Annotated in this window: 20 protein-coding genes; 6 read left to right on the top strand and 14 right to left on the bottom strand. The window is 71.1% G+C overall.

The window, feature by feature from the left end; translation table 11 throughout:
- Window positions 1-71 precede the first annotated feature (71 nt).
- Both ACZ4D5_RS10710 and ACZ4D5_RS10715 read right to left on the bottom strand, forming a co-directional pair.
- Window positions 72-2,237, bottom strand: a complete 2,166-nt coding sequence (locus ACZ4D5_RS10710) for an L-type lectin family protein (protein ID WP_467771992.1) — start codon at window positions 2,235-2,237, stop codon at window positions 72-74.
- A 200-nt stretch (window positions 2,238-2,437) separates the two neighbouring features.
- Window positions 2,438-3,241 carry a carbon-nitrogen family hydrolase gene (locus tag ACZ4D5_RS10715; protein ID WP_467771993.1) on the bottom strand — a complete coding sequence of 268 codons (804 nt, stop codon included), beginning with the start codon at window positions 3,239-3,241 and terminating at the stop codon, window positions 2,438-2,440.
- A gap of 137 nt (window positions 3,242-3,378) precedes the next feature.
- On the opposite strand from ACZ4D5_RS10715, the gene ACZ4D5_RS10720 reads away from it, so the two are divergent.
- Window positions 3,379-4,203, top strand: a complete 825-nt coding sequence (locus tag ACZ4D5_RS10720; protein WP_467771994.1) for a maleylpyruvate isomerase family mycothiol-dependent enzyme — start codon at window positions 3,379-3,381, stop codon at window positions 4,201-4,203.
- Window positions 4,204-4,262: 59 nt separating this feature from the next.
- Here the strand turns inward: ACZ4D5_RS10720 and ACZ4D5_RS10725 are convergent, their stop codons facing one another.
- Window positions 4,263-5,564 carry an MFS transporter gene (locus ACZ4D5_RS10725; RefSeq protein ID WP_467771995.1) on the bottom strand — a complete coding sequence of 434 codons (1,302 nt, stop codon included), beginning with the start codon at window positions 5,562-5,564 and terminating at the stop codon, window positions 4,263-4,265.
- Window positions 5,561-6,223, bottom strand: coding sequence for a GntR family transcriptional regulator (locus ACZ4D5_RS10730; RefSeq protein WP_467771996.1), 663 nt, complete (start codon window positions 6,221-6,223; stop codon window positions 5,561-5,563). Before ACZ4D5_RS10730 ends, ACZ4D5_RS10725 begins: the two co-directional genes overlap by 4 nt.
- A gap of 158 nt (window positions 6,224-6,381) precedes the next feature.
- On the opposite strand from ACZ4D5_RS10730, the gene ACZ4D5_RS10735 reads away from it, so the two are divergent.
- Window positions 6,382-7,278: a D-alanyl-D-alanine carboxypeptidase family protein gene (locus tag ACZ4D5_RS10735; protein WP_467771997.1), complete on the top strand. Its 897-nt coding sequence runs from the start codon at window positions 6,382-6,384 to the stop codon at window positions 7,276-7,278.
- 85 nt (window positions 7,279-7,363) lie between these two features.
- On the opposite strand, the gene ACZ4D5_RS10740 is transcribed toward ACZ4D5_RS10735, so the two are convergent.
- Genes ACZ4D5_RS10740 through pdhA form a run of 3 tightly spaced genes read right to left on the bottom strand, consistent with a single transcriptional unit; the run spans window position 7,364 to window position 11,027 of the window.
- Window positions 7,364-8,854: a dihydrolipoamide acetyltransferase family protein gene (locus ACZ4D5_RS10740; RefSeq protein WP_467771998.1), complete on the bottom strand. Its 1,491-nt coding sequence runs from the start codon at window positions 8,852-8,854 to the stop codon at window positions 7,364-7,366.
- 11 nt (window positions 8,855-8,865) lie between these two features.
- Window positions 8,866-9,846 (bottom strand): alpha-ketoacid dehydrogenase subunit beta, encoded by a 981-nt coding sequence (locus ACZ4D5_RS10745; RefSeq protein WP_467771999.1) that lies wholly within the window; start codon window positions 9,844-9,846, stop codon window positions 8,866-8,868.
- A 2-nt stretch (window positions 9,847-9,848) separates the two neighbouring features.
- A complete protein-coding gene (pdhA, locus tag ACZ4D5_RS10750) occupies window positions 9,849-11,027 on the bottom strand; it encodes a pyruvate dehydrogenase (acetyl-transferring) E1 component subunit alpha (RefSeq protein ID WP_467772000.1) in 1,179 nt (392 codons plus the stop codon).
- Window positions 11,028-11,408: 381 nt separating this feature from the next.
- Between pdhA and ACZ4D5_RS10755 the strand changes: the two genes are divergently transcribed.
- From ACZ4D5_RS10755 to ACZ4D5_RS10765, 3 genes are all read left to right on the top strand, one after another.
- Window positions 11,409-12,068, top strand: coding sequence for a response regulator transcription factor (locus ACZ4D5_RS10755; protein WP_362329303.1), 660 nt, complete (start codon window positions 11,409-11,411; stop codon window positions 12,066-12,068).
- Between the two features lie 55 nt (window positions 12,069-12,123).
- Complete coding sequence (locus ACZ4D5_RS10760) at window positions 12,124-13,068, top strand: NADP-dependent oxidoreductase (protein WP_467772001.1); 945 nt, start codon at window positions 12,124-12,126, stop codon at window positions 13,066-13,068.
- Between the two features lie 80 nt (window positions 13,069-13,148).
- Window positions 13,149-13,571, top strand: a complete 423-nt coding sequence (locus tag ACZ4D5_RS10765; RefSeq protein ID WP_467772002.1) for a pyridoxamine 5'-phosphate oxidase family protein — start codon at window positions 13,149-13,151, stop codon at window positions 13,569-13,571.
- A gap of 101 nt (window positions 13,572-13,672) precedes the next feature.
- Here ACZ4D5_RS10765 and ACZ4D5_RS10770 read toward each other — a convergent pair whose 3' ends face one another.
- Window positions 13,673-15,241 (bottom strand): protein kinase domain-containing protein, encoded by a 1,569-nt coding sequence (locus ACZ4D5_RS10770; protein ID WP_467772003.1) that lies wholly within the window; start codon window positions 15,239-15,241, stop codon window positions 13,673-13,675.
- Window positions 15,242-15,549: 308 nt separating this feature from the next.
- On the opposite strand from ACZ4D5_RS10770, the gene ACZ4D5_RS10775 reads away from it, so the two are divergent.
- Window positions 15,550-17,196 carry a protein kinase domain-containing protein gene (locus tag ACZ4D5_RS10775; RefSeq protein WP_467772004.1) on the top strand — a complete coding sequence of 549 codons (1,647 nt, stop codon included), beginning with the start codon at window positions 15,550-15,552 and terminating at the stop codon, window positions 17,194-17,196.
- A gap of 98 nt (window positions 17,197-17,294) precedes the next feature.
- Here the strand turns inward: ACZ4D5_RS10775 and ACZ4D5_RS10780 are convergent, their stop codons facing one another.
- The 6 genes from ACZ4D5_RS10780 to ACZ4D5_RS10805 all read right to left on the bottom strand — a co-directional run bounded on the left by ACZ4D5_RS10780 (window position 17,295) and on the right by ACZ4D5_RS10805 (window position 23,230).
- On the bottom strand, window positions 17,295-17,837 hold the full coding sequence (locus ACZ4D5_RS10780) for a bacterial proteasome activator family protein (protein ID WP_467772005.1): 543 nt from the start codon (window positions 17,835-17,837) through the stop codon (window positions 17,295-17,297).
- A 65-nt stretch (window positions 17,838-17,902) separates the two neighbouring features.
- Window positions 17,903-18,310: a hypothetical protein gene (locus tag ACZ4D5_RS10785; RefSeq protein ID WP_467772006.1), complete on the bottom strand. Its 408-nt coding sequence runs from the start codon at window positions 18,308-18,310 to the stop codon at window positions 17,903-17,905.
- Between the two features lie 223 nt (window positions 18,311-18,533).
- Window positions 18,534-19,511, bottom strand: coding sequence for an NAD(P)H-quinone oxidoreductase (locus ACZ4D5_RS10790; RefSeq protein WP_467772007.1), 978 nt, complete (start codon window positions 19,509-19,511; stop codon window positions 18,534-18,536).
- A gap of 43 nt (window positions 19,512-19,554) precedes the next feature.
- Window positions 19,555-20,661, bottom strand: a complete 1,107-nt coding sequence (locus ACZ4D5_RS10795; protein WP_467772008.1) for a potassium channel family protein — start codon at window positions 20,659-20,661, stop codon at window positions 19,555-19,557.
- Entirely contained in the window at window positions 20,649-22,187 is a 1,539-nt protein-coding gene (locus tag ACZ4D5_RS10800) for a molybdopterin molybdotransferase MoeA (protein WP_467772009.1), read from the bottom strand. The genes ACZ4D5_RS10795 and ACZ4D5_RS10800 overlap by 13 nt, the downstream gene beginning before the upstream one ends.
- The gene (locus ACZ4D5_RS10805; protein ID WP_467772010.1) at window positions 22,184-23,230 is read right to left on the bottom strand and encodes an NTP transferase domain-containing protein; all 1,047 of its coding nucleotides are present in this window, start codon (window positions 23,228-23,230) and stop codon (window positions 22,184-22,186) included. Before ACZ4D5_RS10805 ends, ACZ4D5_RS10800 begins: the two co-directional genes overlap by 4 nt.
- Between the last annotated feature and the right edge of the window lie 98 nt (window positions 23,231-23,328).

Below are 23,328 nucleotides of genomic sequence, written 5' to 3' on the forward strand. Positions count from 1 at the left end.
AGACGACTCACAACCCGCGAAGGCCCCCGGGAGCAACGCTCCCGGGGGCCTTCACCGTTCAGCCCCTGCGGTCAGCAGCGCGTGCGGATCCAACCACCGCAGCTGATGTCCTGGTTGGGGTCGGTCTTGACCACGAACGTGTCCGTGGTCGTGGACCCGTTCGTCCCGTTGCCGTCGGAGGTCACACCCGTCGTGCCCTCCAGCTGGCCCTCGGCGCCCTTGTCGACGTCCGTGACCACCTTGACCGGCGGGTAGGAGTCACCGGGCTTCAGGGCGTCCGCGCCGGTACCCGGCCGCGTACACGTGACCGTCTGGCCGTTGACCGTGCACTTCCAGCCGTCGCCCGAAGCGGTCTTCGGGGTGACGCCCTTGGGGAAGGTGCGCTCGACGGTGACCTGGCCGCGCGTCGGGCCCGCGGTCTTGTCGTTGCTGGTCGTGATCGTGAACGTGGCCGGCTTGCCCTGGACCACGTCGCCCTCGGGCTTGGTGACCGTGGTGAGGTTCGGGTCCTTGACCGGGGCGGGCGTGACCGTCGTCTTGTCCGTGACCGGGCCCGGGGTCTGCTCGCCCGGCGTGGTCACCTCGGTCTTGCCCTCCAGCTCACCCTTGGCGTCCTCGTCGACCCTGGTGCCGATGTGGATGGTCGGGTAGCTCCTGCCCGGGTTGAGCACGTCGGTGCCCTTGCCGGGGCGCTTGCAGGTGACCGTCTGGCCGTCGATCTTGCAGTCCCAGCCGTCACCGTTCGCGCTGACCGGGGTGATGCCCTTGGGGAAGGTGCGGACGACCTTCACCTCGCCGTCGGTGGGACCGGCGTCGGGCTTGTTCGCGACGTCGATCGTGTAGCCGGCGTTACCGCCGCCCACGACGGGACCGGTCGGCTTGGTGGTGACGGTCAGGTCCGGGCCCTTGGCCGGGGTGACCGTGAACTTGCTGGTCTCGGGGCCCTTCTTGGGCCCGCCCGGCGTGGTGGTCTCGGTGGTGACGGTCTTGTCGCCCTTGGCGCCGCCGTCGACCTTGGTCTTCACCGTGACCGGCGGGTACTTGTCGCCCGGCTTCAGGGCGTCAGGACCGGTGCCGGGCCGCTTGCAGGTGACCGTCTGGCCCTCGACCTTGCAGTCCCAGCCGTCGCCGGAGGCGGAGACCGGGGTGACGCCCTCGGGGAACGTCTGCTTGGTGACGACCTCGCCGGTGGTGGGTCCGGCCAGCTTGTCGTTGCCGGTGACCATCTCGAACTCGGCGCCTTCGCCCGCGTTGACCGGGCCCTTCGGAGTGACCGTCGTCGACAGGTTCGGGTCGAGGGACTCGACCTTGCCGTTCCACAGCTCGTGGATCTCGGTGCTGTAGCCGGTGGAACCGGCGAAGCCGATGCGGAAGGTGTCGGGGACCTTCGGCTGGCCCTTGATCTCGTCGAGGTCGACCGGCTCGATGACGTCCTTGTAGCCGCGGCCGTCGTGGAAGTCGATGGAGACGGCGAGCACGCCCGCGGTGGACAGCTCGACCTTGGCCGTACGGACCGCGGCGCTACGGGTCTTGGCCTCGTTCACCGCGAGCTTCCGGCCCGACTGGTAGGTCGCGACCATGGGGTTGTCGACGCTGGTCGCGCCGCGCACGGTGATCGAGTTGGGCTTGCGCTCCTTGGCGCCGCCCGCGCCGTAGCCCTCCTTGGTGAAGTTGCCGAAGACGTCGAGGCCGACACCGAGGTAGCCGCCCTGGATGCCGACGTAGCCGAGGCCGCCGCCGTACTTGCCCGCGGCCTTCGGCAGCGGGGCCGAGCCGTCGAGCAGCATGAGGGAGATGCCGTCGGCGGCGTTGCCGGTCGACGGGTCGTACGCCGCGAAGTCGATGGTGAACTTCAGGCCGCCCTTGGAGGGCAGCGGCGTCTTGGCGACGGCGAAGCCGCTCTGGTCCTTCTTGTTCGACGTCAGCCGCAGAGCGCCCTGTCCCGCCGCGTCACCGGTCGCGTCGGGGCACGCCTTGAGCGGGCCCTTCGCGCCGGTGGCCGCGGTCAGACAGGCGTAGCCCGTCGGGTCGTCGGCGGTGGCGGTGGAGCTGTGCCACTTGTTCGGGTCGACCGACGTACCGGTGAAGGACTCGCTGGCGATCTCGCCCGCAGCGGCCGGCTGCGGCGCGACGAGGGACAGGCCCATGGCCACCGTGGTGGCCAGGCCGAGCGATGCCGTCAGCCGGGGTGGCAGCCACCCCGGCCGCCGTCCACGACTGTGTCCGATGTCTGTCATTTGGGTGCCTCCTCGGGCGCACCACGCCCTGACCACAGGTCTCTGAGTGATTACGTCACGTAGGCATCTGAATGCACACAGTGACCATCTTTTCGATCATCAGAACACCGGGGCGGGGTTGCCGCGATTGGCGAAGCCCAAGCGAGTGAGAGGCCGTGGGGCGCCTGGCCTCCCGCGTCGGCGACGCGGGCGGGCAGGCCTCAGCGACGCGGCGCGGGCGAACCCAGGAGGCGGTCCTTCAGCGCCGGGAACTGCTCCCTGGTGGCGGCGACCTTCGCGGGGTCGAGGTCGACGGTGAGGATCTCCTCGCCGTCGCCCGCCTCGGCGAGCACCTCGCCCCACGGGTCGACGACGACGCTGTGCCCGGCCTGCGGGACGTCCGCGTGCGTGCCGCCGGTGCCGCAGGCCAGGACGTACACCTGGTCCTCGACCGCCCGCGCGCGGGCGAACAGCAGCCAGTGCTCGCGGCGGCGCGCGGGCCATCCCGCGGGCACCACGAACATCTGGGCGCCCGCGTCGACGAGCCCGCGGAAGAGCTCGGGGAAGCGCAGGTCGTAACAGGTCGCGAGGCCGAGCGTGGTGTCCGGCGTGCGCACCGTCGCCAGTTCGGATCCCGCCGCCATCAGCACGGCCTCGCCCTTGTCGAAGCCGAAGCGGTGGATCTTCCGGTAGGCGGCGGCGAGTTCACCGTCGGGGGAGAAGACGAGGGAGGTGTTGTAGAGGGGGCCCTCGGGGTCCCTCTCCGGGATCGAGCCCGCGTGCAGCCAGACGCCCGCCTCGCTCGCGGCCTTCGACATGGCCTCGTACGTCGGGCCCTCCAGCGGCTCCGCCTCGCTCGCGAAGGACTCGTACGCGAAGGCGCCCGTGGTCCACAGCTCGGGGAGCACGACGAGGCCGGATCCCTCCCGCTCCGCGACCTCGCGAACGAGCGAAGAGACGCGTGACCTACGGGAATTGACCGATTCGCCCTCGTCTACGGCGATCTGGATCAGAGAGGCGCGCACACTACCACCGTCCTGGCATTCGAGCCGTCAACACGGGCCTACGATCGTCACACGAAAGCACTGCCGGGGTGCCTTTGGGCAGCGTAACTTAGCCACTCAAGACACCCACCGCCCGCGTACGACCGCCGAGGGGTCCCGTGAGTCTCCATCCCAGCCTGCAAACCTACGCCGACGCCTGGACCCACTCCGTGGAAGCGATATCCGAGCTGGTGTCGCCACTCGCCGAGAGCGAGTGGAACTGGGCGACGCCCTGCCCCGGCTGGTCGGTGCGGGACATCGTCTCCCATGTCATAGGCCTGGACTGCGAGATGCTGGGCGACCCCCGCCCCATCCACACCCTGCCCCGCGACCTGTACCACGTGCAGACCGAGGGCCAGCGGTACATGGAGATGCAGGTCGACGTGCGCCGCCACCACACCGCGCCGGAGATGACCTCCGAGCTGGAGTACACGATCATCCGCCGCTCGCGGCAGCTGCGGAACGAGTCGCGGGACCCCGACACCAAGATCCGCGGCCCCCTCGGCACGGAACAGACCCTCGAACTGGCCATGCGGATGAGGGCGTTCGACGTCTGGGTGCACGAGCAGGACCTGCGGACGACGCTGAAGAAGCCCGGCAACCTCGACTCCCCCGGCGCCCATGTCGCCCGGGACCTGCTCCTGCACGGACTCCCGAAGGTGGTCGCCAAGAAGGCGGGCGCGCCCGCGAATTCGGCCGTCGTCCTCGACGTGAGCGGCCCCGTCGAGTTCCTGCGCACGGTCCGCGTCGACGCCGAGGGCAAGGGCACCGTCGACAACGCGCCCTCACTGGGCCCGCTCGCCACCATCGCCCTCGACTGGGAGACGTACGTCAGACTGGCCTGCGGCCGCGTGACGTACGCGTCCGTGGCGGACCGCATCAAGGTCGAGGGCGACCACGACCTCGCGGAGGCGATCCTGCGGGAGTTCGCGGTGACGCCCTAGCCGTCACGCCCTGGCCGTCCCGCCCTCGACGGCACGCCCCCGGCGTCACGCCCCCGGCGTCACGCGGGCACGTGCACGGCCTCGACGCGGCTGGCCACCAGCTGCTCCTTCTCCCGACGCACCGCCCTGGTCCGCAGCCGCAGGATCTGGCTGAGCCCCAGCAACTCCAGGACGAAGACGGCCGAGAAGGCGATCCGGTAGTTGTCGCCGGTCGCGTCGAGCAGCACGCCGATCGCGAGCAGCGTCGTCATGGAGGCGATGAAGCCGCCCATGTTGGTGATGCCCGACGCCGTGCCCTGGCGCTCCGGCGGGTTGGCGGGCCGCGCGAAGTCGAAGCCGATCATGGACGCGGGGCCGCAGGCGCCGAGCACGGTGCACAGGACGACGAGCAGCCACATCGGTGCGTGGTCCCCGGGGCAGGCGAGCGTGGCGCCCCAGGCCGCGGCCGTCGTCCCGATGGTGCCGAGCGCCAGCGGGAGGCGCGCGGCGTGGTGCCGGGCCACGATCTGCCCGTACACCAGGCCGATGACCATGTTGGACAGCACGACGAGCGTGAGCAGTTCACCGGCCGTGGCCCGCGAGAGCCCCTGCGCCTCGACGAGGAACGGCAGCCCCCACAGCAGCAGGAACACCATCGCGGGGAACTGCGTGGTGAAGTGCACCCACAGGCCGAGCCGGGTGCCGGGCTCCCGCCAGGACAGGGCGATCTGCTTGCGGACGAAGGCCGCTCCGGTGTGCGCCACCGGCTCCGGCTCGTGCCCCTCGGGGTGGTCCTTCAGGAACAGCGTGGTCAGGACGAGGACGACGACACCGCACAGCGCGCTGCCCGCGAAGGCCGCGGTCCAGCCGACGGAGTGCAGCAGCCGGGCGAGGACGAGGGTGGAGACGAGGTTGCCCGCCATGCCGACGAGGCCGGCGAGCTGGGCGACCAGCGGGCCGCGCCGGGCCGGGAACCAGCGGGTGCCGAGCCGCAGGACGCTGATGAAGGTCAGGGCGTCGCCGCAGCCGAGCAGGGCACGGGACGCGAGCGCCATCCCGTACGAGGGGGAGAACGCGAAGCCCAGCTGCCCGACCGTGAAGAGGACGACACCGATGGTCAGCACCTTCTTGGTGCCGAGCCGGTCGACCATCAGGCCGACGGGTATCTGCATGCCCGCGTACACGAGCAGCTGGAGTATGGAGAAGGTCGAAAGGGCGGACGCGTTGACGTCGAAACGGTCGGCGGCGTCGAGCCCGGCGACGCCGAGCGAGGTGCGGAAGATGACGGCGACGAAGTAGACCGCGACGCCGATGGACCAGATGAGGACGGCCTTCTTCCCGCCGGGCGGATCACCGGGGAGGGTCACGGCGGCGGCGCTCATCGGACCTCGCCCCGCGCCAGGTTCTGGAACCAGCCGACGTGCCGGGTGACGACGGCGACCGCCGCCTCCGCGTCGCCCGACCTGAGCGCGGCGAGGATCTCCTCGTGCTCCGTGAGCGTCTTGGCGATCCGGTCGGGGTGCGAGTGCATGACGGCGACGCCCATCCTCAACTGCCGGTCCCGCAGCTGGTCGTAGAGGCGCGAGAGGATGTCGTTGCCGCCGCTGCGCACGATCTCGGCGTGGAAGCACCGGTCGGTGACCGCGGCCGCCGCGAGATCCCCCGCGGCCGCCTGGGCCCGCTGCTGTTCGAGCAGCTCCGTCAGGCGCCCTATCAGCCCGGCCGGCGCGGGCACGGCCTTGCGCACCGCGTGCGTCTCCACGAGCAGCCGCGTCTCGACGACGTCCGCGATCTCCTGCGCCGAGACGGGAAGGACGAGGGCGCCCTTCTTCGGGTAGAGCCGCAGCAGCCCCTCGACCTCCAGCTTCAGGAGCGCCTCGCGCACCGGGGTGCGGGAGACCCCCACGGCCTCGGCGAGCTCGCCCTCGGTGAGGAGCGTGCCGCCCTCGTAGCGGCGCTCCAGGACGGCTTGCTTGACGTGCGCGTACACGCGCTCGGCGGCGGGGGGCCGCTTGACGGCGGCCGTGGCGGTGGCTGGCATGCGCACAGCATAGATACAACAGGGATACGACGGGGCCCCTGTCCACATCGCGGGCACTTTCCCTGAACAGCGGCACATCCATTCACCCCTCTCACTCGTCTTATGAGTGAGCGGCACCCTCATGTCGCCGCAGCCCAGGGGTATTTGGAGCAGAGAACTTGAAAACCGGCATCAAGGGCGTACGCCGCGCATCGGCCGTTATCGTCACCGCGAGCGCGATACTGGCCGGCGGCGCCCTCACCACCCCGGCCCACGCGGCCGCACCGCCGAAGCCGTCGATCACCGCCAAGGGCGGGTTCGTCATGAACAACGGCAACGGCAGGACCCTCTTCACCAAGTCCGCCGACACCCGCCGGTCCACCGGCTCCACGACGAAGATAATGACGGCGCGCGTCGTGCTGGGCCAGCGGAACCTCAACCTGGACTCCAAGGTCACGGTCCAGAAGGCCTACAGCGACTACATCGTCGACAACAACTGGGCCTCGTCGGCCCGGCTGATCGTCGGCGACAAGGTCACCGTCCGCCAGCTCCTGTACGGGCTGATGCTCCCCTCCGGCTGCGACGCGGCGTACGCGCTCGCGGACAAGTTCGGCAAGGGCTCGACCCGTTCCGCCCGCGTGAAGAACTTCATCGGCCAGATGAACTCCACGGCCAGGAGCCTCGGCATGCGGAACACGCACTTCGACTCGTTCGACGGCATCGGGCGCGGCAACAACTACTCGACGCCGCGGGACCTGACGAAACTGGCGAGCAACGCCATGAAGTACTCCACGTTCCGCTCGGTCGTGAAGACGAAGTCGACGACGCAGAAGGTCACCACCAGGTCCGGTGGCTACCGCAACATGTCGTGGACGAACACGAACCCGCTCCTCGGCTCGTACCGCGGTGCCATCGGCGTGAAGACGGGCTCCGGCCCCGAGTCGAAGTACTGCCTCGTCTTCGCCGCGACCCGGAACGGCAAGACGGTCGTCGGCACGGTCCTGACGTCGTCGTCCGTCGCCAACCGCACGTCGGACGCGAAGAAGCTGCTCGACTACGGCTTCAAGGTGGCCTGAGCCCCCGCAAGGGGCGCGGGGAACCGCGCGGCCACCCCCACCGGCCCGCAGGCGAAGAACAGCCGCCTGCGGGCCGGACCCGTCTCTACGCCCAGGTGAGCAGCCTCTTCGGCTTCTCCAGGATCGCCGCCACATCGGCCAGCACCTTCGAGCCCAGCTCGCCGTCGACGAGGCGGTGGTCGAAGGAGAGCGCGAGCGTCGTCACCTGACGCGGCTTGACCTTGCCCTTGTGGACCCAGGGCTGGAGCTTGATCGCACCGACCGCGAGGATCGCGGACTCGCCGGGGTTGAGGATCGGCGTGCCCGTGTCGACGCCGAAGACGCCGACGTTCGTGATCGTGACCGTGCCGCCCTGCATGGCCGCGGGCGAGGTCTTGCCCGAGCGGGCCGTGGAGACCAACTCGCCGAGCGCCTCGGCCAGTTCGGGCAGGGTCCTGTCGTGCGCGTCCTTGATCTTCGGCACGATCAGACCGCGCGGGGTGGCCGCGGCGATGCCCAGGTTCACGTAGTGCTTCTGGACGATCTCCTGGTTCTCCTCGTCCCAGGCGGCGTTGATGTCCGGGTTCCGCTTGATCGCCACCAGCAGGGCCTTGGAGATGAGCAGCAGCGGATTGACCCGCAGCCCCTCGAAGGCCTTGTCCTGCTTGAGCTCCTCGACCAGCTTCATGGTGCGCGTCACGTCGATCGTGACGAACTCCGTGACGTGCGGGGCCGTGAAGGCCGAGGCGACCATCGCCTGCGCGGTGGCCTTGCGGACGCCCTTGACCGGGATACGGGTCTCGCGGGCGGCGTCGCCGCTCACGACGGGGGCGGGCGCGGGGGCGGCCTGCGGCGCGGGCGCCTCGGTCACCACCGGCTGCGGCTGCGGCGCCGGAGCGACCGCCGCGTGCACGTCCTCGCGCGTGATGATCCCGTCGGGTCCGGACGGGACGACCGTCGCGAGGTCCACGCCGAGGTCCTTGGCGAGCTTGCGGACGGGCGGCTTGGCGAGCGGCCGGGTGCCCTGGCCCGCGGCGGGCCGCTCGGAGGGCTGGACCGCGGGAGCGCTCGTGCCGTTCAACTCGGCCTGGACCGCGGCCGCGTAGTACGTCCCGGCCGGCGGCTGGTCGGCCTGCTCCGGCACGGACGACTTGCGCGCGCGCCGCTTGCCGGAGGACTCGGAGACCCCGTACCCGACGAGTACGGGCTGGCGGCCCGCCGGGGCGGCCTCCTCCGCGGGCTCGGCAGGCGCGGCCGCGACGGGCTCGGCGGGTGCGGCGGTCTCGGCGGGGGCGGCGGCCTCCTGCGCGGGAGCCGCGTCCACGGGAGCCGATCCGCCCGACACGTCGACCGCGATGATCACCTGGCCGACGTCGACCGTGGTGCCCTCGGGGAAGCGCAGCTCGCGGACGACGCCGTTGAACGGAATGGGCAGTTCCACGGCCGCCTTGGCCGTCTCGACCTCGCACACGACCTGGCCGTCGGTGACCGTGTCACCGACCTGGACGTACCACTTGAGGATCTCCGCCTCCGTGAGCCCCTCGCCCACGTCCGGCATCTTGAACTCGGCAAGAGCAGTGTCTGTCATCGTCGTCACGACCCTCTCCCTCAGTACGCCAGCGAGCGGTCGACGGCGTCGAGCACCCGGTCGAGGCCCGGCAGGTACTCCTCTTCGAGGCGTGCCGGCGGATACGGCGCGTGATAGCCGCCGACCCGCAGCACCGGGGCCTCCAGGTGGTAGAAGCACCGCTCGGTGATGCGCGCGGCGATCTCCGCGCCGGTGCCCAGGAAGACCGGGGCCTCGTGGACCACGACCAGGCGGCGGGTCTTCTCCACCGAGGACTGCACCGCGTCGAAGTCGATGGGCGACATCGAGCGCAGGTCCAGGACCTCCAGGGACTTGCCCTCATCCTCGGCGGCCGTGGCCGCCTGCAGGCAGACCTTCACCATGGGGCCGTACGCCGCGAGGGTCAGGTCGGTGCCCTCGCGGGCCACACGGGCCTTGTGCAGGGGAGCGGGGATGGCCTCCTTGTCGACCTCGCCCTTGTCCCAGTAGCGCCGCTTCGGCTCGAAGAAGATCACCGGGTCGTCGCTCTGGATGGCCTGCTGCATCATCCAGTAGGCATCGGCCGAGTTCGAGGGAGAGACCACCTTCAAACCCGCGACGTGCGCGAACAGCGCCTCGGGCGACTCGCTGTGGTGCTCGACCGCGCCGATGCCGCCGCCGTACGGAATGCGGATGACGACCGGCATCTTGATCTTGCCGAGCGCGCGGGCGTGCATCTTCGCGAGCTGCGTGACGATCTGGTCGTACGCCGGGAAGACGAAACCGTCGAACTGGATCTCCACGACGGGGCGGTAGCCCCGCAGGGCCAGGCCGATGGCCGTGCCGACGATGCCCGACTCGGCGAGCGGGGTGTCGATGACCCGGTCCTCGCCGAAGTCCTTCTGCAGACCGTCGGTCACACGGAAGACGCCGCCGAGCTTGCCGACGTCCTCACCCATGATCAGGACCTTGGGGTCCGTCTCCAGGGCCGTGCGCAACGATTCGTTGATCGCCTTGGCGATGGGAAGCTTCTGGACAGCCATGGTTACTTGACCTCCCCGTCGGCGAACGAGGCCTGGTAGGCGGCGAACTGGGCGCGCTCCTCGTCCACGAGCGCGTGCCCGTCGGCGTAGACGTTCTCGAAGATCGCCATCAGATCCGGATCCGGCATCGCCCGCACCACCTCTCGCACTCGTTTGCCCAACGCTTCGCTCTCGTCCTCGAGTTCCGCGAAGAATCCCTCATCCGCGTGACCTTCGGACTCCAGGTACGCGCGCAGCCGCAGGATCGGGTCCTTGGCCTCCCAGGCCTCCCGCTCCTCGTCCCTGCGGTACTTGGTCGGGTCGTCGGAGGTGGTGTGCGCGCCCATGCGGTAGGTGAACGCCTCGATGAGCGCGGGGCCCTCGCCCGAACGCGCCCGCTCCAGCGCCCACTTGGTGACCGCGAGACACGCCAGCACGTCGTTGCCGTCGACCCGGACGCCCGGGAAGCCGAAGCCCTGCGCGCGCTGGAAGAGCGGCACCCGGGTCTGCTTCTCGGTGGGCTCGGAGATCGCCCACTGGTTGTTCTGGCAGAAGAAGACGACCGGGGCGTTGTAGACCGCGGAGAAGGTGAACGATTCGGCGACGTCGCCCTGGCTGGAGGCTCCGTCCCCGAAGTACGCGATCACGGCCGAGTCCGCGCCGTCCTTGGCCACGCCCATCGCGTAACCGGTGGCGTGCAGGGTCTGCGAGCCGATGACGATCGTGTACAGGTGGAAGTTGTTGCTGTTCGGGTCCCAGCCGCCGTTGTTCACGCCGCGGAACATGCCGAGCAGGTTCGTCGGGTCCACCCCGCGGCACCAGGCGACGCCGTGCTCGCGGTAGGTGGGGAAGACGTAGTCGTCGTCGCGGGTGGCCCGGCCGGAGCCGATCTGGGCGGCCTCCTGGCCCAGCAGCGAGGCCCACAGGCCCAGCTCGCCCTGGCGCTGCAGGGCGGTGGCCTCGGCGTCGAAGCGGCGGGTGAGGACCATGTCGCGGTAGAGACCGCGCAGTTCCTCCGCGGTGATGTCCGCGACGTACGGGTCGTACTCGGCGTTCTTGACCCGCTTGCCCTCAGGGGTCAGCAGCTGTACGAGTGCGGGCTCCGTGCTCTTCTGCGGCGCGGCCTTCTTGGCGCTCGCGCGCTTGCCGCCGCCCGTACTGCTGCGGCGCGGTTTGCGCGCGGCGGTGCTCTCCACGGTCACGTGTGCTCCTCCGTCGGTCCGGCCCCCGGGATTACCGGGTGAGCCAGTGCGGCTCGCCTGGTCCGTGCCCGCGCACGGGGTGGGTGCGACTCGGCCGGGAACAGGCGTGACAGGTGCCCCGGCGAGCTCCCTGCACAAAGCACGTTACCCAGTGCTTCCCAATTCTGTGAAACCCCACCTGACCTGCGAATTTGCTTGGAAATCCAAGTACCTGACTGCTTGGATTTCCGAGTAAATCGAGAAAGTCGGGAACAGTTCCTGGTCACAGCACTGATCACAGCCTGGCAGGGGGCCGGAACACCGGCACGTTATCCCGGCCACCCCGCGCACGGGAAGGGTTCCGCCCGGGCAGGGAAAGAGATCGTGTGTGAGACTGGCTCCGTGCGCGAAGAAGGAAAAATTACGGTATTTCTCCTCGACGACCATGAGGTGGTCCGGCGTGGAGTCCATGAGCTGCTGTCCGTGGAGGCCGACATCGAGGTCGTCGGCGAGGCCGGCACCGCGGCGGACGCCCTGGTCAGGATCCCCGCGACCCGGCCCGACGTGGCCGTGCTCGACGTGCGCCTGCCGGACGGCAGCGGTGTCGAGGTGTGCCGCGAGATCCGTTCGCAGAACGAGGACATCAAGTGCCTGATGCTCACCTCGTTCGCCGACGACGAGGCCCTCTTCGACGCGATCATGGCCGGTGCCTCCGGCTATGTCCTCAAGGCCATCCGCGGCAATGAACTCCTCACCGCCGTACGGGACGTGGCCGCGGGCAAGTCCCTGCTCGACCCCGTCGCCACGGCGCGGGTCCTGGAGCGGCTGCGCGACGGCAACAACGCCAAGGGCGACGACCGCCTGGCCAACCTCACCGAGCAGGAGCGGAAGATCCTCGACCTGATCGGCGAGGGCCTGACCAACCGCGTCATCGGTGAGCGGCTCCACCTCGCCGAGAAGACGATCAAGAACTACGTCTCCAGCCTGCTGTCCAAGCTGGGCATGGAGCGCCGCTCGCAGGCCGCCGCGTACGTGGCGCGCATGCAGGCGGAGAAGCACTGACGTACCCGTCGGCGGGGGCGGGGGCGGTGGGGGGCCACCGGAAGGGCGTTCCCTCATGCGTGCCGTCGCGGTCGACGCGTTCAAGACCGAGCCCCGTCTGATCGAGGTGCCCAAGCCCGAACCAGGCCCCGGCGAGGTGCGGGTCAGGGTCGTGTACTCCTCGCTCAACCCCTTCGACTGGCAGGCCGCCGACGGCCTCCTCGAAGGCCGGGTCGCCCATGTCTTTCCGCTGGTCATGGGCTCGGACTTCGCGGGCTCCGTGGACGCGCTCGGCGCGGGTGCCGACCGCTTCCGGGTCGGCGAGGCCGTCTTCGGGCAGGTGACGCGGCCGCCGGTGGGCGCGGGCACGTACGCCGAGTACGTGACCGTCCCCCAGGACGGCGCCGTCGCCGCCGTCCCCGAGGGCCTCTCCCTGATCACCGCCGCCGTGCTGCCCACCGCCGGGATGACCGCCGCGCAGATCCTGCGGGCCGCCGCGATCCGCGCGTGCGAGAGCCTGCTGGTCATCGGCGCCACGGGCGGTGTGGGCACGTATCTCACACAGCTCGCCGCGGCCCGTGACGTCCGCGTCGTCGCGGCGGTACGGGGCCAGGAGGGCAGGCGGATGGGCGCGCTGGGGGCCGCCGTCACCGTCGACACGATGACCGAGGACCTGGCCGCGGCGGTGCGCGGGGAGTACCCGCAGGGCGTCGACGCGCTGGTCGACCTCGTCTCCGCGGACCCGGACGCCTTCGCCGCGCACGCCCAGCTCGTCCGCGACGGCGGGGTCGCGCTCTCCACCCGCTTCGCCGCGGACCCGGCGAAGGCACCGGCCGGCATCGAGGCCGTGGACTTCGCTCTGGACGCCTCGTCCGACCTCCTCGACCTGCTCGCCGCCGAGGCCGCGAAGGGCTCCCTGAAGGCGCCGATCGACGCGGAGGTCCCCCTGGACGAGGCCCCGCGCGCGATTGCCAGGAACAGGGCGGGCGGGGCACGCGGCAAGACGGTGTTCGTGGTCTAGTCCTCAGGGACTTACGTCCCCGCCCGATGAGGGCGGGATCCCCTTTCCCGACACCCTGTCCATGAACCAAGGTGGGGTCCATGCCCACCGACGAACAGCTCGCCTTCGAACTGCTCCGCCGCACCGACTACGGCAGGGTGGCGACGAGCATGCGCGCGCTGCCCTTCCTGGCCGCGGCCCGTCATATCGTCGTCGACGGGAAGATCCTGCTGCGCATGCACAAGGGATACGGCTACCACCAGGCCTGCGTCGGCAGCGTCGTCGCGTACGGCGCGGACAACCTCAACGTGGCGAGCGCGCGGGACGGTCAGTGGACCGTGCAGCTGGTCGGCGTCTGCGAGGCGGTCGAGCCGACCACGGCGGAACTCGAACTCTTCGGCCCGGGCCCCCACTACGTGGACGGCGAACTCTTCGACCCGGTCTACCTGCGCATAGAGCCGCAGTTCACGACGGTCCACACCCTGAAGGCCGGCCACGACCGCCAGCTCCAGCACATCCTGTGAGCCGGAAGCGGCCTCGGCCGTGGGCAAGCGTCCCGCCGGGGCCACACACCGTCCCCGCCCCGGGGCGGCGCACCGCCCCCGCCTGAGCCCGGCCGCCGGGGTCAGACCCCGTCGCCGTCCCCGCCGGCACCGCCCGGGTCGCCCTCGCCGTCATCCGTCGGCTCCGTCGGCTCCGAGGGCTCGTTCGTCGGATCCGTCGTCGGATCCGTGGTCGGCTCCTGCGTGGTGGGATCCGTCGTCGGATCCGTCGTCGGGTCCCCCGTCGGCGTCGTCGGCCCGGTCGTCGGATTCGTCGGCCCGTCGGACTGGCTCGGCGGCGGGTTGTAGTCCGTCTCCCCGCCCGTCCCGGTGTCCGGGTCCGACGTCTCGTCCTGCGTCTCGTCGTCCGGGCTCTTGCTCGGCTCCTTGGACTGCGACTGCTTGGTCGCCGGGGTCTTCGGCGGGTCCTTCTTGTCGTTCTTGTCCGCCGCCGTCAGCGCGAACGTCACGCCCACCGCGATGGCGATGATCGCGAGCGCCACGAAGATCCACATCTTGCCGCGGCCGCCCTTGCCGCCGTGGTGACCGCCGTCGAACCCGCCGTCGTCACCGCCCGGCGGCCGCAGCATCGGGCTCGGGATCTGCGCGGTCCCGGAGTCGGGGTGCGCCATGGCGGCCGTACCCGCGACACCCATCGCCGGGGTGTTGCCGCCCTCGTGCATCTCCACGGGCCCGGTGTTCCAGGTCCCCGTGTGGCTGCCCTGCTCGTGCAGCATCTGCAGCCCGTACTGGACGAGGCCGCGCATCTCCTCGGCCGTCTGGAACCGGTCGTCCGGGTCCTTGGCGAGGGAGCGCATGACGAGCCCGTCCAGCTCCGGCGGCGCCGCGTCCGAGACCTCGGACGGCGGCACGGCCTGGTCCTGGACGTGCTGGTAGACCACGGAGAGCGGCGTCTCACCGGTGAACGGGGGCCGCAGGGCGAGCAGTTCGTAGAGCAGACAGCCGGTCGCGTACAGGTCGGACCGGTGGTCGACGGCCTTGCCGAGCGCCTGCTCGGGCGAGAGGTACTGCGGCGTGCCCATGACCATGCCGGTCTGGGTCATCGTCGACTGCGCGCCGTGCAGGGCGCGCGCGATGCCGAAGTCCATCACCTTCACCGCACCGGTGTTGGTGATGATCACGTTCGCGGGCTTGATGTCGCGGTGCACGATGCCGTGCTGGTGCGAATAGGCCAGGGCTTCGAGAACGCCCGACACGATGATGAGGGCCTGCTCGGGACCCGGCGCCTCCGCGTTGATCAGCAGATCGCGGATCGTCCGGCCCTCGACGATCTCCATGACGATGTACGGGACGACGTTCGGCCCGACGACGTCTTCACCGGAGTCGTACACCGCGACCACGGCGTGGTGGTTCAGGCCGGCGACCGACTGTGCCTCACGCGTGAAGCGGGCCTTGGAGACCGGGTCCTCGGCGAGGTCGGAGCGGAGCAGCTTGACCGCGACCGTGCGGCCCAGGCGTACGTCCTCGGCCGCGAACACCTCGGCCATGCCGCCCCTGCCGAGTCTGCGGGTCAGCCGGTATCGGCCGTCTCCGACAAGCCCGCCATTGCCCCACATCTCAGGCGCGTCTGACATACCGCCGCCAGTCGCCTCGGGGTCGGACGGGCCCTGAGCGCGCTGCGTCTGTGCCATCAGTCCTCGCCGTCGTTTCTGGTCGTGGTACTTGGTACTGAGTACGTCGCGGTACGGGGTACTCCGTCGGGCCACGCTACAGCCTTCACGCCACCCGCCGGTTCGACGTGGACCGCACATCAAAGCCTTCGACGGGTCCCGTGCGCAAACTTGTAACGCTTCCGAGACGCTTCTTGCGCGTACGGTCACGGAACGGGCACCGAGCTTGACGCGTCATCGTCCTCGGGCAGACTTGGCCTGGAATAGCGGGTAATTCGATCACCAGCCGCGGAGCCGTCCGGCAACCGCGCCGATGGGGGACGCACGAGATGAGCAGCCAGGACGGCGCACAGGGGCGGTACGCGGGGCGTTCGCTGGCCGGTGGCCGCTACCAACTGCGCGATCTGCTCGGCGAGGGCGGCATGGCGTCGGTCCACCTCGCGTACGACACGGTGCTCGACCGACAGGTCGCCATCAAGACCCTGCACACCGAACTCGGCCGTGAGCAGTCCTTCCGCGAACGCTTCCGCCGCGAGGCCCAGTCGGTGGCGAAGCTCACGCACACGAACATCGTGTCGGTCTTCGACACCGGCGAGGACGAGCTGGACGGCGCGACGATGCCGTACATCGTCATGGAGTACGTCGAGGGCAAGCCGCTCGGCTCCGTGCTCGACGCCTCCGTCACGCAGTTCGGCGCGATGCCGACCGACCAGGCGCTGAAGATCACCGCCGACGTGCTCGCGGCCCTGGAGATCAGCCACGAGATGGGCCTGGTCCACCGCGACATCAAGCCCGGCAACGTCATGATGACCAAGCGCAACGTCGTGAAGGTCATGGACTTCGGCATCGCCCGCGCCATGCAGTCCGGGGTCACCTCCATGACCCAGACCGGCATGGTCGTCGGCACCCCGCAGTACCTCTCGCCCGAGCAGGCCCTGGGCCGCGGCGTCGACGCGCGCTCCGACCTGTACTCGGTCGGCATCATGCTCTTCCAGCTGGTCACCGGGCGGCTGCCCTTCGAGGCGGACTCGCCGCTCGCCATCGCGTACGCGCACGTCCAGGAGGAGCCGGTCGCTCCCTCCTCGATCAACCGTTCCCTGCCGCCGGCCGTCGACGCGATCGTCGCCCGCGCGCTCAAGAAGAACCCGAACGAGCGTTTCCCGACCGCCGAGGCCATGCGCGACGAGTGCCTGCGCGTCGCCCAGTCCTTCCAGGCCGCGCCGCCCAGCATCGTGCCGGGCGCGCAGACGGCGAGCGGCGCGGGGGTCGGCTCGGCGGTCTTCCCGCCGGTCGACACGTCGATGCCGCAGGGCGGCAACGTCCAGACGCCGTACCAGCCGGGTCCGTACGGCCCGGCGACCCCGGCCCCGACGCCCGCCCCCACTCCGGGCTACGGCTACCCGCCGCAGCAGAGCGGCTACCAGACCCCGCCGCCCACCAACGCGTACGCACCGCAGCAGCAGGGCGCGCAGACCCCGCCGCCGTACCAGCTCTCGCCGCAGCCCGCGACGACCGCGGCGGGCGGCCCGGGTTCGGGCGGCCGCAAGAAGAACATGCCGGTGGTCGTCGGCTCGATCGTCGTCGCCCTCATCGCCATCGGCGGCCTGATCACCGCCCTCACGCTCAACGGCGGCGGTGACGGCGACAAGGAAGGCTCCGGCGACAAGTCGAAGCAGCCGGTCGCGGGGCACAAGGGGCCCAACCGCAACATGACGATCGAGACCGACAAGTGCACGGAGCCCGAGACGGGCTACAACGACGAGAACAAGATCAAGGTCCCCGACTTCACGTTCAAGGACTGGAAGTCGGTCCTGTCCTGCCTCCAGGCGGCCGGCTGGAGCTACGACAAGCGCAAGATCGACGAGAACGCCTACGGGGAGGACACCGTCATGCGGCAGACCCCGAAGGAGGGCACGGAGGTCGACCCGAAGAACATGGACATCCAGTTCGACGTCTCCTCGGGCAACCCGGCCTAGGGCCGAGCAGGCTTCACACCACGCACCACGACGAGGGGCTCGGTACGCATGATGCGTACCGAGCCCCTCGTCGTGCGCCTGGAAGTTCTCAGAGGGTCCTAGAGGTACGGACCTCCTGAGCGGCCCGCGATGCCGCCCTCTTCCTCCTCGTCGCCGCCGCCCACACCGGGAGGCAGCGCCCGTCGCATCTGTTCCAGCTGGGCCCGCGCCGCCATCTGCTGCGCGAACAGCGTGGTCTGGATCCCGTGGAAGAGGCCCTCCAGCCAGCCGACCAGCTGTGCCTGCGCGATGCGCAGTTCCGCGTCGCTCGGCGTCGTGTCGTCCGTGAAGGGCAGGGAGAGCCGCTCCAGCTCCTCGACGAGCTCGGGGGCCAGACCGTCCTCGAGCTCCTTGACCGAGCTGGCGTGGATCTCCTTGAGGCGGACCCGGCTCGCCTCGTCGAGAGGAGCCGCCCGCACCTCCTCGAGCAGCTGCTTGATCATGCTGCCGATACGCATGACCTTGGCCGGCTGTTCGACCATCTCCGTCACCGGGACCTCGCGGGATTCGTCGTCTCCGCCGCCACCGAGAGCCATTCCGTCCTGGCCCACGACCAGGACCTGGGGGCTCTCCGGCGACCGTTCGTTCCTCGGCATCTCCATGCCGCCATTCTCTCGCACCCGTACATCACACATCGGTGGTGCCCCCATACGGGAGTGATCCACCCTCAGCCGCGGCGCAGCCGCAGACCGAGGAAGCCGAGGCCGAGCCCGATGAGGACGAGACCGCCGCCGAGCGGCAGGACGCGGGGGACGGGCAGCACGGGCCCCTCGGGCGCGGCGTCCTGGTGCGCGACGGGGGTCGGCTCGGACACCGGCGCAGGCGGTGGCTCCGGAGGCGGCTTCGGGGACGGGGTGGACGGCGGCAGCGGCGGAAGCAGGGGCTCGGCCCGCCCCGGCCGCTCACGTCCCACACCGGGACGGCTCCCGGCGCGGGACGTCTCGTCGACGGTGGTCACGGGACCCCTGGGGGCCGATTCGGCCGCGTACGAGACGAGGTCGGGCACGACGGCCGCGAGGACCGCGAGCAGGGCGGCCACCACGAGGACCAGCCGACTCGACCGCGAAACAGTCACCGCACTGGCCCCCTCCCGCTACCGGGACACCAAGATCAGAATGATCGCCACACCGGTGACAAGCGTCACATAAAGGTGCATTTCCGGCATCTTGGTGGTGTAGGGGCCTCAGTGATACGCCCCCGGCCGAGACATGCCCCGAGAAGGGCGCGGGGGGACGGCGCGACAAGCCACAAGGCACCCGCAGACGAGAAACCCACCCGGCCCGCCCTTCGGCACCGCCCTACAGCGCCAACAACACCTTGCCCATGTGACTACTGGCCTCAAGAACCCGATGAGCCGCCGCGGCGTCCGGCATGGGAACGGTCCGGTCCACGACCGCCCGCACATGCCCCGCCCCGATCAACGGCCAGACATGCTCCCGCACCGCGGCCACGATCGCCGCCTTCTCCGCGGCAGGGCGGCCGCGCAGCGAGGTCGCCGTGACGGCGGCCCGCTTGTTCAGCAGCGTGGCGATGTTCAGCTCACCCTTGACGCCACCCTGCATACCGATGATCGCGAGCCGACCGTTGACCGCGAGCGCCCGCACGTTCCGCTCCAGGTACTTCGCGCCCATGTTGTCGAGGATGACGTCCGCGCCCGCCCCGTCCGTGGCCCGCTCGATCTCCTCGACGAAGTCCTGCTCGCGGTAGTTGACGAGTACGTCTGCCCCCAGCTCCCCGCAGAACGCCAGCTTCTCCTTGCTGCCCGCCGTGACGGCGACCTTCGCGCCGACGGCCTTCGCGAGCTGGATCGCCATGGTGCCGATGCCGCTCGATCCGCCGTGCACGAGCAGCGTCTCGCCGGGGCGGAGGTGGGAAATCATGAAGACGTTGGACCAGACCGTCGAGGTCACCTCGGGCAGCGCGGCCGCCGTCACGAGGTCGACGCCCTCCGGCACCGGAAGCAGCTGGCCGACCGGCACGGCGACCTGCTCCGCGTACCCGCCGCCGGAGAGCAGCGCGCACACCTCGTCGCCGACCGCCCAGCCGGAGACGCCGGGTCCGAGCGCGGTGATCCGGCCCGAGCACTCCAGGCCGGGGTACGGGGACGCGCCGGGCGGCGGGTTGTAGAAGCCCTGTCGCTGCAGCAGATCGGCGCGGTTCACGGCGCCGGCCGCCACCTCGACGAGCACCTCGCCCTCGCCGGGCACGGGATCGGGGACCTCGGCCCACACGAGCGCTTCGGGGCCGCCGGGTTCGGGGATCGTGATCGCATACATGCGGCCGAGGCTACTCGCGTGGGTTCGGCCCCGCCCGGCCCCGTCAGTTCGGCGGCAGCGGCTTCGTGTCCGGGGTGACCGCCGTCCTGGGCGAGGCCCGCACGATCGTGATCAGCCGGTCCGTCAGCTCCAGCTTCCCGACGGCCGGATCGTCGTACCCGAGCACCCGATGTCCTCGTACGACGCTCACGACGAGGTCGTCCGTCTCGCGTACGCCCCGCCCCACCTCGGCCTTTATGACCGGCCGTTCGACGAGGTCGAGCCCGCTGCCCTGCTGGATCAGGTCCTCCATGACCATGCCCGCGCTCGGGCTGAGCACGGAGAGACCGAGCAGCCGGCCCGCCGCACTGGCGCTGGTGATCACGGCGTCGGCACCGGACTGCCGCAGCAGCGGCGCGTTCTCCTCCTCGCGCACCGCGGCCACGATCTTCGCCCCGCGGTTCAGCTGGCGCGCGGTGAGGGCGACCAGGACGGCGGTGTCGTCGCGCTGTGTGGCGATGATGATCTGGCGGGCCCGCTGCACCTCGGCGCGGAGCAGCACATCGCTGCGCGTCGCGTCGCCGATGACACCCGCGAACCCCTCCGCGGTGGCCGCGTCGACGACCTTCGCGCTCGGGTCGACCACCACGATCTGCTCCGGCTTCAGGCCGGTCGCGCAGACCGTCTGGATCGCCGAACGGCCCTTGGTGCCGAAGCCGACGACGACAGTGTGTTCACGCAAGTTGGACCTCCAGCGGGACAGACGCCATTCCTCGCGCGTCCGTTCCGTGAGCACTTCGAGGGTGGTGCCGACCAGGATGATCAGGAAGAGCACGCGCAGCGGCGTGATCAGCAGGATGTTGGTGAGCCGCGCGCTGTCGCTGTACGGGACGATGTCGCCGTATCCGGTGGTGGAGAGCGTCACCGTCGCGTAGTACGCGGCGTCGAGGAAGTCGACGTGCTTGTCGGAGTTGTCGTTGTAGCCCTCGCGGTCGAGCCACACGATGCAGGTCGTCAGGGCGAGCACCAGCAGGGCCATCAGCAGCCGGCGGGTGACCTGCCGCAGCGGGCGGACGACCTCGCGCTGGGGCAGCTTGATCCGGTGCGTCGTGTGGTGCTCGTCGGGCTGGCGGGCGATGGCGTCGTGGCCGGGAAGTTTCACGTGAAACACTCCCCGCCGTCCGACAGGGCCCATGGGAGATCGAGGATCTCCAGCTCCTGGCCCTGCCGTGCGCCGCCCGGCGGCACCACCGCGAGGCCGTCGGCCGCCGCGATGCCGCGCAGCATCGCCGGGCCGTTGAAGCGCAGCGGCACCGCGTCGTCACCGCGCAGCGTGACGGGCACGAGGCGGGTGTCGTACGGATGGCCGTGCACGTCGTCCCGTACGGCCGCCGTGTACGTCGACGCGGCGCGGCGGCCGGAGAGCGTACGCAGCAGGGGCTCGGCCAGCGTGAGGAGGCCGGAGACGGCCGCCAGCGGATTGCCGGGCAGGCCGACCAGGTGCTGTCCGGGCCGGATGCGGGCCAGCAGCATGGGGTGCCCGGGGCGCACCGCGACACCGTCCACGAGCAGCTCGGCGCCGAGGCGGCGCAGGGCGGGGTGGACGTGGTCGACCGGCCCCGAGGCCGTGCCGCCCGTCGTGACGATCAGGTCGGCGGTGGACGCCGTGATCGCCCCGTGGAGGGCCTCGGCGTCGTCGCCCAGGCGCCGGACACCGGTGACCTCGGCGCCGAGCGCGCGCAGCCAGGGCGGCAGCATCGGGCCGAGCGCGTCACGGATGAGGCCCTCGCGGGGAAGTCCCTCGGTCAGCAACTCGTCGCCCAGGACGAGGACTTCGGCACGGGGCCTGCGGATCGCGGACAGCGTGTCGTACCCGGCGGCCGCGGCGAGGCCGAGCACGGCGGGCGTCACCACCGCGCCGGGCGGCAGCAGGCGGTCGCCGGAGCGGCACTCCTGGCCGCGCGGGCGGATGTCCTGGCCGGTCACCATCTCGCGCAGGGCGTGCAGCCTGCCCTTGTCGTCGATGCGGCCGTGCTCGCTGCGCAGGACGGCGGTGGCGTCGTGCGGGATGCGGGCGCCCGTGGCGATGCGCACGGCCTCCCCGTCGATGAGCGCGTCCGGACGGGCGTGCCCGGCGAGGATCCCGTCGGCGCGTACGTCCCAGGGACCCGGACCCGCGACGACCCAGCCGTCCATCGCCGAGGTGTCGAAGGACGGCAGGTCGGTGAGGGCGGTGAGGGGGGCCGCCAGGATCAGGCCGAGGGCCCGCTCCAGGGGGACGGGGGCGGGCTCGGCACCGGGCCCGGGAGCGGCCTGTGCCGCGCGGGCGCGGGCGGCGGGCCAGGAGGTGATGTCGCGGTGCCTGTCCTCGCCTGCGGCGATGGCGTGCTCCTGCCCTGGCTGCGGGGTGGACGGGGGCGTGGCGCTGTTCGGAGGCACGGCGCTGTTCGGAGGCTCGGCTCCGTTCACCAGCGCGGAGCCGCTCGGGGGCGAGGTCGAGGCGCCGTACGGAGTGGAGGTCGTGGCGGTGGCCGTGGCCTCGGTCGTGGCGGTGGCCGTGGCCTTGGTCGGCGTCGATGTCGGTCCCTGTGGCGAGACCGCTGCCGGGCGAGGGCCGGTACCGCGCCTGTCGCGGGGGTCGTTCACCAGGGCGAGCGCCTCGTCGATCTCGGCCTCCGGCGCGGGCTGCCCGGTCATCCTGCGTCCGGCTCGGCCCGGGCGGCGGCGTCGGGCCCCGCGGTCGGCTTCGGGTCCTGGGCCGCCTCGGCTTCCTGGGACACCTTGGGGTCCTGGGACACCTTGGCGTCCTGGGACACCTTGGCGTCCTGGGTCACCTTGGCGTCCTGTTGGTCCTCGTCCGCCCAGCGGGCCGCGAGCGCCGCGGCCTTGCGCGCCGCCTCCGCCACCGCCTCGGCCCCGTCCGCCTCCCCGCCCCGGGCCGCGGCCTGCGCGGCCGCGTACCCGACGAGGAACGTGGTCAGCGGCGCCGCGGGCCTGGCCACGCCGTGCGCGGCGTCACGGGCGAGGTCGAGGAGGGTGCCGGTATCGACGTCGAGTTCGATGCCCAGCTCGTCCTTGACTGCGGAAATCCATTCATCCAACACGTGCCCATGCTCCCTGATCCGCGCCCGAGCGGCGGCGATGTCGTCCCAGGTGTCGCAGTCGAAGGCCGCGAGGGGGTCGGCGACCCTGGTGAGGTCGAGCCGCGTGGTGAGCAGCCGCAGCGGAAGCCCGGTGAGCCCACGGCCCTCCGCCCCGGCGCGTCCTGCCGCGTCCAGGCCGGTGCCGGGCAGCGACGCGAGCTCCCGACGGAGCGACGCGCTCCGATAGGCCGCGACCAGGGGCTGGTCGCGGCCGTCGGGGTCGGTGAGGACCGTCCCGTCCGCGCCGCTCTCGCGCAGGGCGGTGAGCAGACGGCGTACGGTCCGCGCGCCCAGGAAGGGCAGATCGGCGGAGAGCACCACCACCAGTTCGGCGCGCGTGCGCCGCAGCCCGGCGTCGAGCGCGGCGAGCGGCCCGCCGCCCGCGGGTTCCTCGCGGGCCCACACCACGGGCCGCGCGGTCGGCCTCGGGGCGGCGACGACGACCGTGGTCCCGGCGTCCGCGCACGCCGCGAGGACCCGGTCGATCAGCGCACGGCCGCCCACGCGCACCCCGGGTTTGTCGGCGCCGCCGAGCCGTGCGGCGCCTCCCCCGGCGAGCACGACGGCGTCGTACCGGCCACCTTCGTTCGCGGTCATCCCCCGAGTATGGGCATACGGAGGATCATTGCCACCCCCGCGAAGGGCCCTTCGGGCAAGGGACTTACGTCACGTCGGGCGGCTCACACCGACCGCAT

Source organism: Streptomyces sp. NPDC025651 (assembly GCF_055558735.1).

What these genes read in the sequence shown, in the direction of transcription:
- ACZ4D5_RS10710 (WP_467771992.1), bottom strand. Translation starts at nt 2,237, where the DNA reads ATGACAGACATCGGACACAGTCGTGGACGGCGGCCGGGGTGGCTGCCA.
- ACZ4D5_RS10770 (WP_467772003.1), bottom strand. Translation starts at nt 15,241, where the DNA reads ATGGCACAGACGCAGCGCGCTCAGGGCCCGTCCGACCCCGAGGCGACT.
- ACZ4D5_RS10775 (WP_467772004.1), top strand. Translation starts at nt 15,550, where the DNA reads ATGAGCAGCCAGGACGGCGCACAGGGGCGGTACGCGGGGCGTTCGCTG.
- ACZ4D5_RS10790 (WP_467772007.1), bottom strand. Translation starts at nt 19,511, where the DNA reads ATGTATGCGATCACGATCCCCGAACCCGGCGGCCCCGAAGCGCTCGTG.
- ACZ4D5_RS10760 (WP_467772001.1), top strand. Translation starts at nt 12,124, where the DNA reads ATGCGTGCCGTCGCGGTCGACGCGTTCAAGACCGAGCCCCGTCTGATC.
- ACZ4D5_RS10800 (WP_467772009.1), bottom strand. Translation starts at nt 22,187, where the DNA reads ATGACCGGGCAGCCCGCGCCGGAGGCCGAGATCGACGAGGCGCTCGCC.
- ACZ4D5_RS10745 (WP_467771999.1), bottom strand. Translation starts at nt 9,846, where the DNA reads ATGGCTGTCCAGAAGCTTCCCATCGCCAAGGCGATCAACGAATCGTTG.
- ACZ4D5_RS10725 (WP_467771995.1), bottom strand. Translation starts at nt 5,564, where the DNA reads ATGAGCGCCGCCGCCGTGACCCTCCCCGGTGATCCGCCCGGCGGGAAG.
- ACZ4D5_RS10780 (WP_467772005.1), bottom strand. Translation starts at nt 17,837, where the DNA reads ATGGAGATGCCGAGGAACGAACGGTCGCCGGAGAGCCCCCAGGTCCTG.
- ACZ4D5_RS10765 (WP_467772002.1), top strand. Translation starts at nt 13,149, where the DNA reads ATGCCCACCGACGAACAGCTCGCCTTCGAACTGCTCCGCCGCACCGAC.
- ACZ4D5_RS10805 (WP_467772010.1), bottom strand. Translation starts at nt 23,230, where the DNA reads ATGACCGCGAACGAAGGTGGCCGGTACGACGCCGTCGTGCTCGCCGGG.
- ACZ4D5_RS10730 (WP_467771996.1), bottom strand. Translation starts at nt 6,223, where the DNA reads ATGCCAGCCACCGCCACGGCCGCCGTCAAGCGGCCCCCCGCCGCCGAG.